The 15580-nt window shown below is 61.6% G+C and carries 19 protein-coding genes; 12 read left to right on the forward strand and 7 right to left on the reverse strand.

The features are described from left to right. Window positions 1–84: 84 nt before the first annotated feature. Window positions 85–1878, reverse strand: a complete 1794-nt coding sequence (locus QKW60_RS02510; RefSeq protein WP_282366176.1) for a PHA/PHB synthase family protein — start codon at window positions 1876–1878, stop codon at window positions 85–87. 101 nt (window positions 1879–1979) lie between these two features. Between QKW60_RS02510 and phaZ the strand changes: the two genes are divergently transcribed. Beyond that, on the forward strand, window positions 1980–3257 hold the full coding sequence (gene phaZ / locus QKW60_RS02515; protein WP_263740632.1) for a polyhydroxyalkanoate depolymerase: 1278 nt from the start codon (window positions 1980–1982) through the stop codon (window positions 3255–3257). 4 nt (window positions 3258–3261) lie between these two features. Here phaZ and QKW60_RS02520 read toward each other — a convergent pair whose 3' ends face one another. Next, window positions 3262–4020, reverse strand: coding sequence for an alpha/beta hydrolase (locus QKW60_RS02520; RefSeq protein WP_282366182.1), 759 nt, complete (start codon window positions 4018–4020; stop codon window positions 3262–3264). A gap of 155 nt (window positions 4021–4175) precedes the next feature. On the opposite strand from QKW60_RS02520, the gene thrS reads away from it, so the two are divergent. From thrS to QKW60_RS02550, 6 genes are all read left to right on the forward strand, one after another. Further along, on the forward strand, window positions 4176–6128 hold the full coding sequence (gene thrS / locus QKW60_RS02525) for a threonine--tRNA ligase (RefSeq protein ID WP_282366184.1): 1953 nt from the start codon (window positions 4176–4178) through the stop codon (window positions 6126–6128). A 192-nt stretch (window positions 6129–6320) separates the two neighbouring features. Then, the gene (locus QKW60_RS02530; RefSeq protein ID WP_282366186.1) at window positions 6321–6617 is read left to right on the forward strand and encodes a BufA1 family periplasmic bufferin-type metallophore; all 297 of its coding nucleotides are present in this window, start codon (window positions 6321–6323) and stop codon (window positions 6615–6617) included. A 79-nt stretch (window positions 6618–6696) separates the two neighbouring features. Next, window positions 6697–7551: an MNIO family bufferin maturase gene (gene bufB, locus QKW60_RS02535; RefSeq protein WP_282366188.1), complete on the forward strand. Its 855-nt coding sequence runs from the start codon at window positions 6697–6699 to the stop codon at window positions 7549–7551. Beyond that, on the forward strand, window positions 7548–8291 hold the full coding sequence (locus QKW60_RS02540) for an HvfC/BufC N-terminal domain-containing protein (RefSeq protein WP_282366190.1): 744 nt from the start codon (window positions 7548–7550) through the stop codon (window positions 8289–8291). Before bufB ends, QKW60_RS02540 begins: the two co-directional genes overlap by 4 nt. Further along, window positions 8288–8827 carry a DoxX family protein gene (locus tag QKW60_RS02545; protein ID WP_282366193.1) on the forward strand — a complete coding sequence of 180 codons (540 nt, stop codon included), beginning with the start codon at window positions 8288–8290 and terminating at the stop codon, window positions 8825–8827. Before QKW60_RS02540 ends, QKW60_RS02545 begins: the two co-directional genes overlap by 4 nt. A 174-nt stretch (window positions 8828–9001) precedes the next feature. Next, the gene (locus tag QKW60_RS02550; RefSeq protein ID WP_105513230.1) at window positions 9002–9208 is read left to right on the forward strand and encodes a cold-shock protein; all 207 of its coding nucleotides are present in this window, start codon (window positions 9002–9004) and stop codon (window positions 9206–9208) included. Window positions 9209–9256: 48 nt separating this feature from the next. Here the strand turns inward: QKW60_RS02550 and QKW60_RS02555 are convergent, their stop codons facing one another. After that, window positions 9257–9583, reverse strand: coding sequence for an arsenate reductase family protein (locus QKW60_RS02555; protein WP_282366197.1), 327 nt, complete (start codon window positions 9581–9583; stop codon window positions 9257–9259). A 289-nt stretch (window positions 9584–9872) separates the two neighbouring features. Here QKW60_RS02555 and QKW60_RS02560 point away from each other — a divergent pair, with 289 nt between their 5' ends. Further along, window positions 9873–10154 (forward strand): hypothetical protein, encoded by a 282-nt coding sequence (locus tag QKW60_RS02560; protein ID WP_282366198.1) that lies wholly within the window; start codon window positions 9873–9875, stop codon window positions 10152–10154. 63 nt (window positions 10155–10217) lie between these two features. Here QKW60_RS02560 and QKW60_RS02565 read toward each other — a convergent pair whose 3' ends face one another. Continuing rightward, window positions 10218–10520, reverse strand: coding sequence for a DUF4342 domain-containing protein (locus tag QKW60_RS02565; protein ID WP_282366199.1), 303 nt, complete (start codon window positions 10518–10520; stop codon window positions 10218–10220). 154 nt (window positions 10521–10674) lie between these two features. Between QKW60_RS02565 and QKW60_RS02570 the strand changes: the two genes are divergently transcribed. Further along, window positions 10675–11205, forward strand: coding sequence for an REP-associated tyrosine transposase (locus tag QKW60_RS02570; RefSeq protein ID WP_282366200.1), 531 nt, complete (start codon window positions 10675–10677; stop codon window positions 11203–11205). Window positions 11206–11340: 135 nt separating this feature from the next. On the opposite strand, the gene QKW60_RS02575 is transcribed toward QKW60_RS02570, so the two are convergent. Next, window positions 11341–12042: a hypothetical protein gene (locus QKW60_RS02575; protein WP_282366201.1), complete on the reverse strand. Its 702-nt coding sequence runs from the start codon at window positions 12040–12042 to the stop codon at window positions 11341–11343. Between the two features lie 3 nt (window positions 12043–12045). Beyond that, complete coding sequence (gene thyX, locus QKW60_RS02580; protein WP_282366202.1) at window positions 12046–12951, reverse strand: FAD-dependent thymidylate synthase; 906 nt, start codon at window positions 12949–12951, stop codon at window positions 12046–12048. 176 nt (window positions 12952–13127) lie between these two features. Between thyX and QKW60_RS02585 the strand changes: the two genes are divergently transcribed. Genes QKW60_RS02585 through QKW60_RS02595 form a run of 3 tightly spaced genes read left to right on the forward strand, consistent with a single transcriptional unit; the run spans window position 13128 to window position 15009 of the window. Then, window positions 13128–13556: a VOC family protein gene (locus QKW60_RS02585; protein WP_282366203.1), complete on the forward strand. Its 429-nt coding sequence runs from the start codon at window positions 13128–13130 to the stop codon at window positions 13554–13556. After that, complete coding sequence (locus tag QKW60_RS02590) at window positions 13553–14242, forward strand: DUF1194 domain-containing protein (protein ID WP_336619150.1); 690 nt, start codon at window positions 13553–13555, stop codon at window positions 14240–14242. The genes QKW60_RS02585 and QKW60_RS02590 overlap by 4 nt, the downstream gene beginning before the upstream one ends. Next, window positions 14239–15009, forward strand: a complete 771-nt coding sequence (locus QKW60_RS02595) for a DUF1194 domain-containing protein (protein ID WP_282366206.1) — start codon at window positions 14239–14241, stop codon at window positions 15007–15009. The genes QKW60_RS02590 and QKW60_RS02595 overlap by 4 nt, the downstream gene beginning before the upstream one ends. A 9-nt stretch (window positions 15010–15018) precedes the next feature. Here QKW60_RS02595 and QKW60_RS02600 read toward each other — a convergent pair whose 3' ends face one another. Beyond that, entirely contained in the window at window positions 15019–15516 is a 498-nt protein-coding gene (locus tag QKW60_RS02600) for a MarR family winged helix-turn-helix transcriptional regulator (RefSeq protein ID WP_282366208.1), read from the reverse strand. Between the last annotated feature and the right edge of the window lie 64 nt (window positions 15517–15580).

A 15580-nucleotide genomic window follows, 5' to 3' on the forward strand; every position in this document is an offset into this window, starting at 1 on the left:
GCGTCTGTAATGAAGATAGATGCTGCGCCGCAGCATTTCAAGTGTTTTTGCTGCAGTGCAGAAAAAAGTTTTTCGGCTTATTTTTCAGATGATTGGTGTCTCGGTGACATAGGTACCGGGCGCTGGCGCCAGAACTGGGTGCTTCGAATCACCCAAGTCACGCGCCTCAATCATCTTGCCTGCGCGAGGTTTCATCCATGCTTCCCAGCGCGGCCACCAGCTGCCGTCATGGAATGTCGCCGTGGCCAGCCAGTCATCGGCCTCGCCCATTTCAGTATCGTTTGTGTAATGGCCATACTTGTTCTTCGAGGGCGGATTGATGATCCCCGCGATATGGCCGGATTGCGAAACGACAAAGGTCTTGTCCTTCGAGCCATATTGCCGGATGCCGTTGAACGACCCTTTCCACGGCGCGATGTGATCGGCCTCGCAGGCCACAGCGAAGAGCGGGATCTTCACATCCTTTAACCCGATCGTCTCGCCGCAGATCTCGATCGTGCCATCGGCAAGCCGGTTCGCCTGACAGATCCAGCGCAGATATTCGACCGCCATCTTGGCGGGCAGGTTGGTGCCGTCACCATTCCAGTAGAGAAGATCGAAGGCCGGCGGCTTGTCGCCAAGCATGTAGTTGCGGATCGCGGGCGCATAGACGAGGTCATTCGAGCGCAGGAAGGAGAAGGTCCGCGCCATGAAATACTTGTCGAGATAGCCGTCGCGGCCGACCTGTTCCTCGATCCCGTCGATGAAGTCGTCGTCAAGGAAGACCGACACTTCGCCCGGATCGGAGAAATCCGTGAGCGTGGTGAAGAAGGTGGCCGATTTGACCGACTTGTCGCCACGCTTGGCCAGAACCGCCTGCGTCAGGGTCAGGGTCGTTCCGGCAATGCAGTAGCCGACCGCATTGACCTGCTTTTCGCCAGTGATCTTCTTGGCCTCTTCGATGGCCGCGATGAACCCTTCCTCGACATATTCGTCGAGGCCGACATCGGCATAGCTCTTGTCAGGGTTCTTCCAGCTGACCACAAACAGCGTATAGCCCTGATCGACGATCCACTTGATCAGCGAGTTCGAGGGCTTGAGGTCCATGATGTAGAACTTGTTGATCCAGGGCGGGAAGATCACGATCGGCGTTGCATGCACCTTCTCAGTCGTCGCCTTGTACTGGATCAGTTCGATCATCCGGTTGCGATAGACAACCGCGCCTTCGGTCGCGCCGATATTGTCGCCGAGCACAAAGGCATCAGGATCGGCCAGTCGCACCAGGAAATCGCCGTGATTGCTCTCGATGTCGTGGACGAGGTTCTCGAGCCCCTTAACAAGGCTTTCGCCATCCGTCTCGACCGCACGTTCCAGCGCATCGGGATTTGTGGCGAGGAAATTCGTCGGCGCCAGCATGTCCATCAGCTGATGCGCGAAATGCTCCACGCGCTTCCTTTCATGCGGTTCCAGATCATCGATATCCGACAGCGCCATCTCCATCGCTTCGACATTGCGGAAATACTGCTGCTTGACGAAGTTGAAATAGGGATGGGTCTTCCACAGCGGGTTCGAAAACCGCCGGTCGGTCGGCGTGTCGTCGTCGGGCGCGGTGAATTTTCCCGAGGCAAGCGCATGCTGCGCGTCGATATAGTGCTTGAGCGTCTTGCCCCAGAGCGTGGCCTGCTGTTCGATCAGCTTGCCGGGGTTTTCCATCGCCTCTTTCCAGTAGGCGGTTACCGCATGGGTGAACAATCCCATCCCGGGCGCTTCCACGGCGGGATTCGGCGTGCGCTTCTGCGACACGGCCTGGACCAGACGCTGAGTCAATTCTTCCAATCTGGTGAGATTTGACGCCAGTTTCTCAAGATTCTCGGAAGGGACGTTGAGATCGGTTGTCATATTAACCTTTCCTTCCTACTCTGTTGCAGTGCAGCATAACGATGTTGCGACCGCAGGAAAAGCGACGATTCGGTAACGGTGCCGGCAAAGGAGACGCCATCATGAAGAGTATGTTCTCTTACGACCTGATGGAAAGTGCCCGCAATACCAATGAATGGCTGGGCGCTTCGGCCCGCGCCATGGCCTCATACCCGGTCTGGGGACTGGTGCCGCATCCGATGTTCAAGGTCATGTCCGCCTGGGGCCGGGTGACCGAACGCAGCTTTGCCCGCATGGTGATCAAGCCAGACTGGGGCATCCGCACCGTGGTGGGCGAGGATGACCGCGATCATCTGGTCGAGATCGAGACCCTTGTCGACCGCCCCTTCGGCAGCCTCATTCATTTCAAGGTCGTCGGCCGCGATCCGATGCCGCGCCGCGTTCTTCTGGTCGCGCCGATGTCGGGCCACTATTCCACGCTGCTGCGGTCGACCGTTAAAAGCCTTCTGCCCGATTGCGACGTCTATGTTACCGACTGGCACAATGCCCGCGACATTCCCGTCAGCGCCGGAAAGTTCGATATCGAGGATTATGCCGCCTACCTCGTGGACTTCATGCGCCATCTCGGCCCTGACATCCACGTCGTCGCGGTCTGCCAGCCGGTTCCGATCACGCTCGCCGCGACCGCGCTTCTGGCCGAAACCGACCCGGCCGCGCAACCACGGACCCTGACGCTGATCGGTGGCCCGGTCGATCCGGATGCGGCGCCGACCGAGGTCACGGATTTCGGCCGCCGCCTGACCATGGGTCAGCTTGAACATCTCGCGATTCAGCGGGTGGGCTTCAAATATGCCGGGGCCGGACGTCTGGTCTATCCGGGGCTGTTGCAGCTCGCCTCCTTCATCTCGATGAACATGGACCGCCACGCCCAGGCATTTTCCGACAAGATCACCGCCGCAGCGAAGGGCGAAGACGGCGAACGCGACGCCCATAACCGGTTCTATGACGAATATCTCTCGGTCATGGACATGACGGCGGAATTCTACCTCTCGACGGTCGAACGTATCTTCAAGAACCGCGAGATCGCGCAGAATACCTTCTCGGTCGCCGGTCATCAGGTTGATATCGGCAAGATCACCGATGTGGCGGTGCATGTCATCGAGGGAGAGAAAGACGACATCTCAGCCCCCGGCCAGTGCCTTGCAGCACTTGGCCTCTGCACCGGCCTGCCAGAGTCGAAAAAGGCGAGCCACGTAGAACCCGGCGCAGGCCATTACGGCATCTTCGCGGGCAAGTCCTGGCGCAATAATATCCGGCCGCTGGTGCTGGATTTCTTCGACGCCAATTCCAGCGCTCCGCGCCGCCGCTCAGCCGCCAAAACGGCCATTCGCGCCGTCTGAAAGGTCAGGCTGCCTCACCGATCCGCTGGATTACCTTCAGCACGCTGAGCTCGATCAGCTTCAGGCATTCGGGTGTGGAAAACCGGTGGTCGGCATCCTTGACCAGTGTCAGCCTGATATCCGGCCCCGTCGCATGGTCGATCAGCCGCACCGCGACCGAGACCGGCACATCTGCATCGGCCGTTCCCTGCAGCATCCTGACCGGCATCGGCAGAGTGAGGGCTGAGCGCAGCACCAATCGCTCACGCCCCTCCTCGATCAGCCGCTTCGTGATGATATAGGGCTCATCGGAATAATCCGACGGCAGGGCCACCTGCCCCGCCTCGATCAGCTCCTGCCGCTGGGTATCGGAAAACTCCTCCCACATCCCGTCCTCGGTAAAGTCCGGGGCGGCGGCAATCGTCACCAATCCCGCAACCTTTTCAGGGCATTCCCGCGCCATCAGCAGCGAAATCCAGCTGCCCATCGACGATCCCACCAATACCTGCGGCCCTTCGGTCAGTTCCAGAATCGCGGCCCGCGCATCCTCGAACCAGTCACCGATGCACCCGTCGAGAAAATCGCCCGAGGATTGCCCGTGCCCGGAATAGTCAAAGCGCAGGAAGGCGCGGCCATGGCGCTTCGCCCATGCCTCCAGTGCCAGCGCCTTGGTGCCTTCTTTGTCCGATCGGAACCCGCCCAGAAACACCACGCCCGGCCCGGCGCCTTCTATGCGGTCATAGGCAATATCGCGGCCGTCAGGCGTCTTCAGCATCTCACTCATCGGCGTCCCCCTGCTTCTTCTGTTCCCAAATACCTCCGGGGGTCCGAGTGTGGAACCCCCGGCCGTTGACTTCCCGCACGCGATCTACCAATAAGCCCAAGACATAACCCGCAACCGGGCGTTCCGTGGGCGCCAAACCGACGAGGAGCTGGGCCATGAGCCAGATTTCCCTGACATTCCCCGATGGCAATGCGCGTGACTACGCCAAGGGCGTGACCGCCGCCGAAGTGGCGCAGTCCATTGCACCGTCGCTCGCCAAGGCCGCAATCTCGGCCAGCATCGACGGCCAGCACTGGGACCTTCAATGGCCCATCGAGGTCGACGCGAAAATCGCCATCCATACGATGAAGGACGACGCGCAGGCGCTGGAACTCATCCGCCACGACTTCGCCCATGTCATGGCGCGCGCGGTGCAGAAACTCTGGCCCGAGGTCAAGGTCACGATCGGCCCGGTGATCGAGAACGGCTGGTACTACGATTTCGACCGCGATGAACCCTTCACGCCCGAGGATCTCGGCGCGATCGAAAAGGAAATGAAGGCGATCATCAACGAACGCGACCCGGTCCGGACCGAGGTCTGGGACCGGTCGCGCGCGATCAAGCACTATGTCGAGAAGAAAGAGCCCTTCAAGGTTGAACTGATCGAGGCGATCCCGGGCGATGAGCCCCTGCGCATGTATTGGCACGGCCATTGGCAGGACCTCTGCCGTGGCCCGCATCTTCAGCATACGGGCCAGTTGCCCGCCGACGCCTTCAAGCTGATGTCGGTGGCCGGCGCCTATTGGCGGGGCGATCACACCAAGAAACAGCTTCAGCGCATCTACGGCGTCGCCTTCAAGAACCGCGACGATCTGAAAGCGCATCTGACGATGCTGGAAGAGGCCGCAAAGCGCGACCACCGCAAGTTGGGGCGCGAGATGGAGCTGTTCCACCTTCAGGAAGAAGCCCCCGGCATGGTCTTCTGGCATCCGAACGGCTGGACCATCTACCGCGAGCTTGAGGACTATATGCGCCGCCGTCTGCGCACGGCGGGCTACAAGGAAATCAAGACCCCGCAGGTCGTCGATCGTGTCCTCTGGGAACGGTCGGGCCATTGGGAGGCCTACCGCGAAAACATGTTCATCGTCGAGGTCGAAGAGGAACACGCCAAGGAAAAGCGCACAAATGCGCTGAAGCCGATGAACTGCCCCTGCCATGTGCAGGTCTACAATCAGGGCCTGAAGTCCTACCGCGACCTGCCGCTCAGGCTAGCCGAATTCGGCTCCTGCCACCGTTACGAATCGTCGGGCTCCATGCACGGGCTGATGCGGGTGCGCGGCTTCGTGCAGGACGACGCGCATATCTTCTGCACTGAAGATCAGATCGAACAGGAATGCGCGGGCTTCATCGGGCTTCTCTCGTCGATCTACAGCGACCTCGGCTTCACCCAGTTCGACATCAAGCTCTCGACCCGCCCCGATGTGCGGGTGGGCAGCGACGAGATCTGGGACAAGGCTGAAACCGCGCTGGAAAGCGCGGTCCGAAAGGTCACGAATGATTACGAGGTCGATCCCGGCGAAGGCGCCTTCTACGGGCCGAAGCTCGATTTCAAGCTGACCGACGCGATTGGCCGCGAATGGCAATGCGGCACCTTCCAGGCCGATTTCAACCTGCCGGTCCGACTCGGCGCGGAATATGTGGGCGAGGATGGGGCCAAGCACCGCCCGGTCATGCTGCACCGCGCGATCCTCGGCTCGTTCGAGCGTTTCCTCGGGATTCTCATCGAGAACTATGCAGGTAAGCTGCCCTTCTGGCTTGCCCCCCGTCAGGTCGTCGTCGCCTCCATCGTCTCGGATGCGGACGATTACGTGGCCGAGGTCGTGGCCAAGCTGCGCGCGGCGGGCATCCGGGCCGAGGCCGATACGCGGAACGAGAAGATCAACTACAAGGTGCGCGAACACTCGGTCGGTAAAGTCCCCGTGATCATGGCCATCGGCATGAAGGAGGTCGAGACCCGGACTGTTTCAGTCAGACGGCTCGGCGAGAACCGGACTGAGACGATGGACCTTGCCGCGGCGCTTGATACCTTTACCGCCGAGGCGACACCGCCGGACCTGAAAAACAAATAACAACAATATTTTACGGGCGTTCCTTCGGGGACGCCCTTTTGGTTTTCGGTGATTTCCCCCCAGCCAAAAGTGTTTCAAAACATCACGCAGCTGTGGCCCCACAGCTTCGTGAATGGCCAAAGACAGACCCATCCAGCTACGTTCCTGACTGTCGCAAGAACGACAATCTGAACATTAACAAGGGAAGTACCCATGTCTCACTCGATGAAGACCCTCGCCGTTGCCGGTTCGCTCGCCGCCGCTCTCTCCGCGCATTTCGTGACGCCTGCCGCAGCTCAAGACGACAAGGAAAAGTGCTTCGGTGTCGCACTCGCCGGTCAGAATGACTGCGCCGCGGGCCCGGGCACGACCTGCGCCGGCACCTCGAAAGTGGACTATCAGGGCAATGCCTGGAAACTCGTCCCGGCTGGCACTTGCGCCACGATGGAACTGCCGGATGGCCGCATGGGCGCACTCGAAGCGCTTGACCGCGACCTGCCGCAGGGCTGAGACTGATCTGGCGCCTCCGGCATATGGCCGGGGGTGCCCACCACGACCCAAGACCAAAGCTGACAAAGGGGGGGACACCATGCTCGACCAATCCGCCAAGCGTGAGCTGCCGCCCCGGCCCGGCATCGGTTACAAGCCCCAGCACTTTTCGAACATTTTACAGGATGCAGAGCCGGTGAAATGGCTCGAAATCCATGCAGAAAACTACATGGGCGACGGTGGCCGCCCGCTTGCGCAGCTTCGCCATCTCGCCGAACGCTTTCCAATCTCGGTCCACGGCGTCGGCCTCTCCATCGGCGGAGAAGGCCCCCTGAACCGAGATCACCTCGCCCGCCTGAAGCATCTCTGCGACTGGCTTGATCCGGCTAGTTTCTCCGAACACCTCGCTTGGTCCACACATGGTGCGGAGTTCCTGAACGACCTTCTTCCCCTGCCCTACACGCCCGAGACGCTTTCCCGTGTCGTGGATCATATCGATGAGGTGCAGGATCATGTCGGTCGCCGGATGCTGCTCGAAAACCCCTCGGTCTATGTGAACTTCACCGAGACGAATATGGGCGAGATCGAGTTTCTGACCGAGATCGCGAAACGCACCGGCTGCGGTCTGCTTCTCGACGTCAATAACGTCTATGTCTCCTGCACCAACCGGCAGACGAATCCTTACGACTATATCGACCGCTTCCCGCACAATCTGGTGGGTGAAATCCATCTCGGCGGACATGACGAGGACACCGACGACATGGGCGCGCCTTTGCTGATCGACGCCCATGGCAGCGAAGTCGTTGATCCGGTCTGGCAACTCTACGCCCATACGATCACGAAATCAGGTCCGAAGCCGACACTGATCGAGTGGGACAATGACGTGCCCGACTGGCCCGTCCTGGCTGAAGAGGCCAACCGCGCCGCCCGCATTCTCGACAAGGTAATCGCATGAGCCAGACCGAGTTCCGTGCGGCATTGCTGGACCCTGAACGTCCGGTCCCGGCAGGTCTGACCGACCCGCAGGGCCGCCCCGCCGGGCGCCGCTTTGATGTCTACCGCAATAATGTCACCGTCTCGCTGACCGAGGCGCTTCGTCAGGCCTTCCCGGTGATCCGCAAACTGGTCGGCGAAGAGTTTTTCACCGCAATGGCGCGCGAGCATGTCCGCGCCCATCCGCCAACCTCGCCCATGATGATGCATTACGGCCGCAACATGCCGGTATTTCTGGAAAACTTCCCGCCGGTGCAGCATCTTGGGTATCTGCCCGACATCGCGCGGCTGGAACTGGCCTTGCGTGAAAGCTACCACGCCACCGACGCCGCCCCCGTCCCCGCAGAGGCGCTTCAGGCGCTTTCCGCCGATGTGCTCACGGCGTCGCGACTCATGCTCGCCCCCTCGATCCGGCTGATCCGTTCGCGCTGGCCGATCCATGCGATCTGGTCGGCGAATATGCGCGGCACCGACGCGCCAAAGGCGGCCGTGGCCGAAGATGTGCTGATCGCGCGGCCGGACTATGACCCAGAACCGCATTGCCTGCCCGATGGTGCTGCCCCCTTTATTGCCGCTCTCATAGGCGGTGAAACGGTGGCCGACGCGCTGGAGGCGGGGCCAGAATTCGACCTGATCGCGATGCTCGGACTGCTGCTCGCAACCCGCGCCATCGTTGAAATCACACCGGGAGACAAGACGTGATCGCCCTTTATGACCGCCTCGCCAACGGCCTTTCGCGCCTCGCCCCTGTCGCCTTGCCGACGCTCGCCCGGCTGACCTTTGCCGGCGTTCTCCTGATCTATTTCTGGAACTCCGCCCGCACCAAGTTCGGCGAGGGCTTTGCCGGGCTCTTCACCCCGTCTGACGGGGCCTATTACCAGATTTTCCCCAAGGCGATCGAAGCGGCGGGATACGATTTCTCGCAACTGACCACGTTCCACTGGGCCGTGGTCATGGCCGGAACATGGGCCGAGGTGTTTCTGCCGCTCTGCATCATCATCGGGCTGTTCACCCGGCTCGCGGCACTCGGTATGATCGGTTTCGTCATCGTGCAAAGCCTGACTGACATCTATGGCCACGGGGTCGGTGGCGACGACCTCGGCCGCTGGTTCGACGCAGCCTCGGGCGCTCTCATCCTCGATCAGCGGGCGCTCTGGATCACGCTGCTCATGACCCTCGTTCTGATGGGGGCGGGTCCGCTGTCTCTCGACCGTATCCTCGCCAGCAAACGGTCCTGAACCCCCTCTCCCGTCAACAATCTTGATTTTTTAAGGGAATCGCTCATCATTCGGCGTGCGTGACCGCAGACTTTCCTACCGCCTCCCTCGATCATGGGGCAGCCGGAAGACCCGAAAGACCTGGCTGCACGACCCCGGCAATGGCGCCGGGGACTTACGACGGAGGAGAAACGGATGGCCACTGGCACCGTGAAATGGTTCAACACCACCAAGGGCTTCGGCTTCATCGCGCCGGACGATGGCGGCAAGGATGTGTTTGTACACATTTCCGCCGTCGAACGCGCCGGTCTGAAGACGCTCGCCGACAATCAGAAAGTGTCCTACGAGATGCAGTCGGGCCGCGATGGCCGGTCCTCGGCTGGCGATCTCAAACTGCTCTGAGCCCTCGGGATCAGGACCATCGAGGCCCGCGCTTGTCGCGGGCCTTTTTCATGCCAGCAGGTCGGCCTGCACATCCTTGCCCCAGCCGAGCGTAAGGTGACCGTCCCGCTCGATCACCGGGCGTTTCATCAAGGCAGGGTGCGCGGCCAGCAGCGCCTCGGGCGGGCCGCCGCGTTCGGCCTCGGACAGCCCGCGCCAGGTGGTGGAGGCGCGGTTGATCAGGCGGTCTCCGAAGGCGGATTGAAAGACCGCGATCTCGGCCTGTGACAGCGGGGTGTCCCGGACATCGCGGAACGTCACCTCATGCCCCGCCGCGGCAAGCGCCTTCAGCGCCTTGCGGCAGGTGTCACAGTTTTTCAGCCCGTACAGGATCATCGCCAGCCCCCTCAGTCCCCTATCCGTAGACACCGAAACGTCGCGTAACACAACCACTGGGCGGAACTTTGCCAGTCGGGGCTTGATGGGCCGCCCGGATCGGCGGAAATCCGATCACCGTCGGCAGCTTTTCGTCGTTTCCGTGATGTCAACATTTCGTGCCATTGCGAGAATCTTCATGGCGTTTTAGCAACAGTACAGGTGGGCAGTACGAGTCTCGTTTCACAGCAACTAAGGACGAAATGCGTTCCGCGCCCCTGCCCTCACGGGGTGCGCGGAAGGGGGCACAATGACAGTATCAAATGACCTGATCGAGCGGTTGTCGACCGAGACCGGACGCCGCATGATCGACACGGCGCGGCAGGGGCGGCGCCGGGCTCTGGCGACGATTTCGCATATCTGCGTGACGGTTACGACCGACGGGCAGACCACGCGGGAAGAACTTTTCGACGAGAGGCCGACCCTTGGCCAGATCGTCGACCGGGTGGGGCCCAAGGCCTATGTCGTCTCGATCACGCTGAAGCGCAAATCGCTGCGCGACCGCATCCGGCTGGCGCTTCTGGCGGCCTGAAAACCGCGTCGGATCCGCGTCTGCAAAACGTATGGCAGGCGTATGGCATCCGTCCCGACAAAGTCAGTCGCCGGTTTCCGGCGGGTCGGTGCGGACGATCTCGATCTTCACCTTGGTGACGAAGGCGGCAAGCGCGCCGATCACCGCCAGAAGGGGTGCTGCCAGCACGACCGCGCCCCCGGCCAGCGCGCCGATGGTCAGTGGCACTTCCAGAACCAGATCGCCATCGGGTTCGGTGATGCGGATGCGCTTGACCTCCGCCTCGGCGGCAAGCTCCTTCACCCGCGCCACAAGCTGATCGCCCGCGACCTCGATCTCTTCGGTCCAGGTCCGCTTCTTCGGGTCTTTGGGGTCGGTGTCGGGCATGTCTCTGCCTCCTCATGATGGCTGGCGGCAGGTTGGGCCGAGTCGGCGCGGCTGTCGTTGACGGGGATCAAGAAGAACGCGCCTCCCATCCCGAAGAGAGGGCACGGGTATTGCGGTTTACCTGCCATTAACCCTGCAGCGCCGATCATCGGCCATGTCCCGCTACCGTCGCCCGACCATCCCCGGCGCCACGGTCTTCTTCACCGTCGCGCTCGCCGACCGCCGCTCGGACCTTCTGGTCCGCGAGATCGGGACGTTGCGCAAAGCCGTGCGGGCGACACGGGCGGAGCGGCCCTTTGCGATCGATGCATGGGTGGTCCTGCCCGATCACATGCATTGCGTTTGGACCTTGCCGAAAGGCGACGCGGATTTTTCGACGCGCATGGCCGCGATCAAGGCCCGGTTCACGCGTGACATCCGTAGGTCGGGGTTCACCCCGACTCCGCCCGCCAATCCATATGGTGCGAGGGCCGGACGGAAGAGAGTCGGGGTGAACCCCGACCTACAAAAGGATGAAGCGCCGGTTTGGCAGAAACGGTTCTGGGAACATCACATCCGGGACGAGGCGGATTATCAGGCGCATGTCCGGTATTGTTGGATCAACCCCGTCAAACACGGATTGGTCGAACGGCCCGAGGATTGGCCGTATTCGTCATACCACCGCGACGGCGGTGTAATCCCGTAGGGTGCGCATTCATTGCGCACCCGGGGTGATGGGAAGCGGGGGCGGGGATGACGGAAAAAAGGGGCAAATTTGGAAGCGGTCCCGAAGGTGTGGTGCGCAATGAATGCGCACCCTACGGCTGGCTACGGCTTGCTCTCACGAGCCAAGCAGCTTTCTTGCGATTCCGACAAACTCAGAGACCCCAACATTGCACTTTTTGTCGTATGTATTCCAAGCGGTTAGAGACATTTTCCGATCTTTCGATTCAAGCGCAATATCCTTATCGACTAGGGAGCTGTGCATCGCGTCCGCCACGTCGCGCAGTTTCGAGTAGATTTCTTCGGGGAAGAAAAGTTCGTTACGACGAACCAAGGCATCAAATTTCGTAAACGCCGCGATGGCTTCACTCAATCGCAAACGGTCAATCATTGCCGTAAAGGCTTCTTGTATGTTTGTAGATCCGAGTACTTCCTTTTTTTGCCACGCTTGGAGCGCAAAGGAATCCATGTACTCTTCTCTCGCGTCGTTATCCATCTTTCTTAGGTCGGCGTATGACTGCAGCGGGGAAAGGCTCGCGACAATCTTAGTTTGCGCGTCTTTGAGGGAATCCCAAATATCTCGAAGTGACTCGAATTGCCTCTCCTGAAGTCGGACCTGCGCCTTCAGGCTTCCGTCAATTTCAGCGCGTAGCTTCTCAAGGTCTTTTGCATTCGAGTGTCGAAACATCTCAAGCTTTTGGGAGAACTTGGAATCGAGCCACGTTTCCCCGAAGTGCCTGAAGACATAGTAGGCGACTACCGCACCGCCGCCGCCAGCGCTGACAATTGCCCAAAAGAGTTTTGCGACATCAACGTCCAAAACTCACCCCCAAACGCCCTCAAACTCGCGCCATTCGCCCTTGGACATGCCGGAGTTTTCCTGCGTCACGACCTCTCCGGCCAGCCGACGCTTCAGCACCTCGACCCCCTTGCCCGACAGGTTCACCCCGCCCATCCGGTAGTCCTCGAACGCGCCGTAGGCCAAGGGCACCCAGTCGCGGACGATGTCGCACATCACCTCGGCATAGGCGCGGATTTCGTATTGGGCGTGGGTGTCGGCGCGCAGGCGCAGGAAGTGGAAGAGGTTGTGCAGGTCCACCTTCCAGTACCATTGCGTATAGACATTGGCGGGCAGGTTCATGCGGGCGAGTTCGCGGGCGAGGCCCTTCTGGCCCTCCTGGCTCAGCATATCCTCGTAATGGTCATAGGCCCGCGTGGCGTCGTCGCGCAGGATGTCGAGGACGCGCTGCGCCTCTTCGCCCTGCAAGAGCTCCCCCCGCCCCTGATTGTTCACCGTCGATTGCGCCGCCAGATGCTCCGGCGCGGGGATGTAAAACTCGCGGTCGAGGATCGAGTAGCGGGCGCTGTATTCGTTCACATTGGCGGTGCGGTGGCGGATCCACTGGCGGGCGACGAAGACCGGCAGCTTGACGTGGAACTTGACCTCGCACATCTCGAAGGGCGTCGAGTGCCAGTGGCGCATGAGGTAGCGGATGAGGCCTTCGTCATTCGTGACATGCTTGGTGCCCTTGCCATAGCTGACCCGCGCGGCCTGGGTGATGGCGTTGTCGTCGCCCATATAGTCGATGACGCGGACAAGGCCGTGGTCGAGCACTTCGTGGGCCACGTAGAGGCGCTTTTCCATCCCCTCGGAGGTGACGCGCAGCGTCGGTCTGGTCTCGGCGCGGGCCTCTTCGATCTCGGCCTTCTGTTCGGGGGTGAGTGTCATGGCGTCCTCCGGCATCTCGAATCGTCACCCACTATATCTATGGGTTGGCCGGGCGGTAAACGCGATAGAGTGTATCAGGGGCACATTTTCTGTCCGGTCACGATTTTCTGTGGATCGGGCCGCTTGGCGGCGGGGTAGCGGGGCTGTTAGGCTGCGGAAAAATAAGGGAGCGACGCATGGGCCTGAAATATCTGCACACGATGGTGAGGGTGAAGGATCTGGACGCCTCGATGGCGTTTTACCGGCTTCTGGGGCTGGAAGAAACGCGGCGCTGGGACAATGAGGGGGGTCGGTTCACGCTCGTGTTCATGGCGCCGCCGGGGCAGCCGGAGTGCCCGGTGGAGCTGACGTATAATTGGGACGGGGATGAGGGGCTGCCCTCGGACAGCCGCCATTTCGGGCATCTGGCCTATGAGGTCGACGACATCTATGCGACCTGCGCCCATCTGAAGGCCAATGGCGTCACGATCAACCGGCCGCCGCGCGACGGGCGGATGGCGTTCGTCCGCTCGCCCGACAATGTGTCGGTGGAGCTGTTGCAGGCGGGGGAGGCCAAGGCGCCGGCGGAGCCCTGGGCGAGCATGGAGAATACCGGTCATTGGTGAGGCTTTCGCTGACGCTGGTTCTGTGTCTGACAGCGTGGCCAGCGATGGCCGCCTGTCGGCTGGCCCTGCTGCTGGCGCTCGATGTCTCGGCCTCGGTCGACAGGGACGAGGACCTGTTGCAAAGGCAGGGACTGGCGCGGGCATTGCTGGCCCCGGCGGTGGCGGACGCATTCCTGGCGTTTGGCGACGAACACGTGGCGCTCGCCGTCTATGAATGGAGCGGGCGGCATCAGCAGGATCTTCTGCTGGACTGGACTTTGGTCACGGGGCCAGAGGATCTGGCGGTGGTGGCGGCGACGGTGGCCACGAGCGAGCGGGGCCATGACGACATGCCGACGGCGCTTGGCTATGCGCTGGGCCACGCGGCGGGATTGTTCGAACGGGCGCCGGATTGCGTGGCATGGAAGCTCGACGTGTCGGGCGACGGGCGCAACAATGAAGGCTTCGGGCCGGATCTGGCCTATCGCGAGTTTCCGCTGGACCGGGTGACCGTGAACGGGCTGGCGATTTCCGAAAGCGACCGGGAGATCGCGGATTATTACCGGCGGGTGCTGATCCGGGGGCCGGGGGCGTTTGTCATCGAAGTGACGCGGTTCGAGGATTACGAGGCGGCGATGACGGAAAAGCTGCTGAGGGAGCTGGAAGGCCCGGTGATCGGTATGCTGATCCCGCAGGCGCCCGGATGATCCGGGCTGCTCTTTCGGCCTTTCTACTGGCCACAGCTCCGGCGCATGCCGCCTGCCGTCAGGCGCTGGCCATAGGTCTCGACGTTTCCGGTTCGGTCGATCAGCGGGAATTTGTCCTGCAGGTGCAGGGACTTGCCGCCGCGCTTACATCGGATACGGTGCGCGGGGTGCTCTTGGAGGCACCGGGCTATCCGGTCGCTTTGGCGGTCTATGACTGGTCGGGGGCCGAACACCAGCGGTTGATCCTCGACTGGGTGGAGATCACCGACGAGGCTGTGCTTGAGCGGGTGGCGGGTGTGATCGCGACGGCGGTCCGGATCGAACGGTCGCCCGCGACCGGCGTCGGCGCGGCAATGCTTTACGGTGACGCGCTTCTGGCGCAGCGGCCCGATTGCCCGCGCGCGGCGCTGGATCTGACGGGTGACGGGCTGTCGAATTCCGGGCCACAGCCGCGCGATGTCGTGCTGCCGGGCCGCGTGCCCGAGGTCACGGTCAATGCGCTGGTGATCGGGGTGAACCGGGACGAGGGCTGGGATGGCGGCGATCCCGGCGTGGCGGAACTGACCGCGTGGTTTACGTCGGAGGTGATCCGGGGGCCGGATGCCTTTGTCGAGGTCGCCCTGGGATTCGAGGATTTCGCAGCGGCGATGGAGCGGAAGCTCTTGCGTGAACTTGCCGGGCTGACGGTCAGCGCATTTCCCGGGCCGGATGACAGGGTGGCGCTCAGCAATCGGGGCGCCGCCCCGCGAATATTCCGGGAACGATGAATGTGGCGCTCAGTAGATGTACCGGATCTGGTCGGTCCAGAACCGTTCCATCCGGCGCAGGAGCGCGTTCATCTCTTCAGTCGCGGCGAACCCGATGACACCGCGCGCCTGCATCACCTCGGCATGGCGAGCGAAGAGATCGGCAACGGCGTCATGCACCCTTCTGCCCTTTTCCGTCAGCCGCACCCGGACCGAGCGGCGGTCGGCCTCGCAGCGTTCGTGATGCATGTACCCGGCATCAACCAGCTTCTTCAGATTGTAGCTGACATTGGAGCCCTGATAGTAGCCGCGCGACTTCAGCTCGCCCGCCGTCACCTCATGTTCGCCGATATTGAAGAGCAGGAGCGCCTGCACCGCGTTGATCTCGATCTGGCCGAGCCGCTCGAACTCATCCTTGATCACATCCAGAAGCAACCGGTGCAGCCGTTCGACCAGCCCAAGCGTTTCGATATAAGAACCCAGGAGGCCTTTCTGCCGGGTCTCGTCGACCTGAGCGTGAACCGTCATCTCTTTCTCCGCCGTTTCTGCTGCTGGCCACAGCGTCAACGGAAAGAGGAAAATTTCGGTTAAA

This window comes from Albidovulum aestuarii, assembly GCF_029961185.1.
Classification (GTDB): Bacteria; Pseudomonadota; Alphaproteobacteria; order Rhodobacterales; family Rhodobacteraceae; genus Albidovulum; species Albidovulum aestuarii.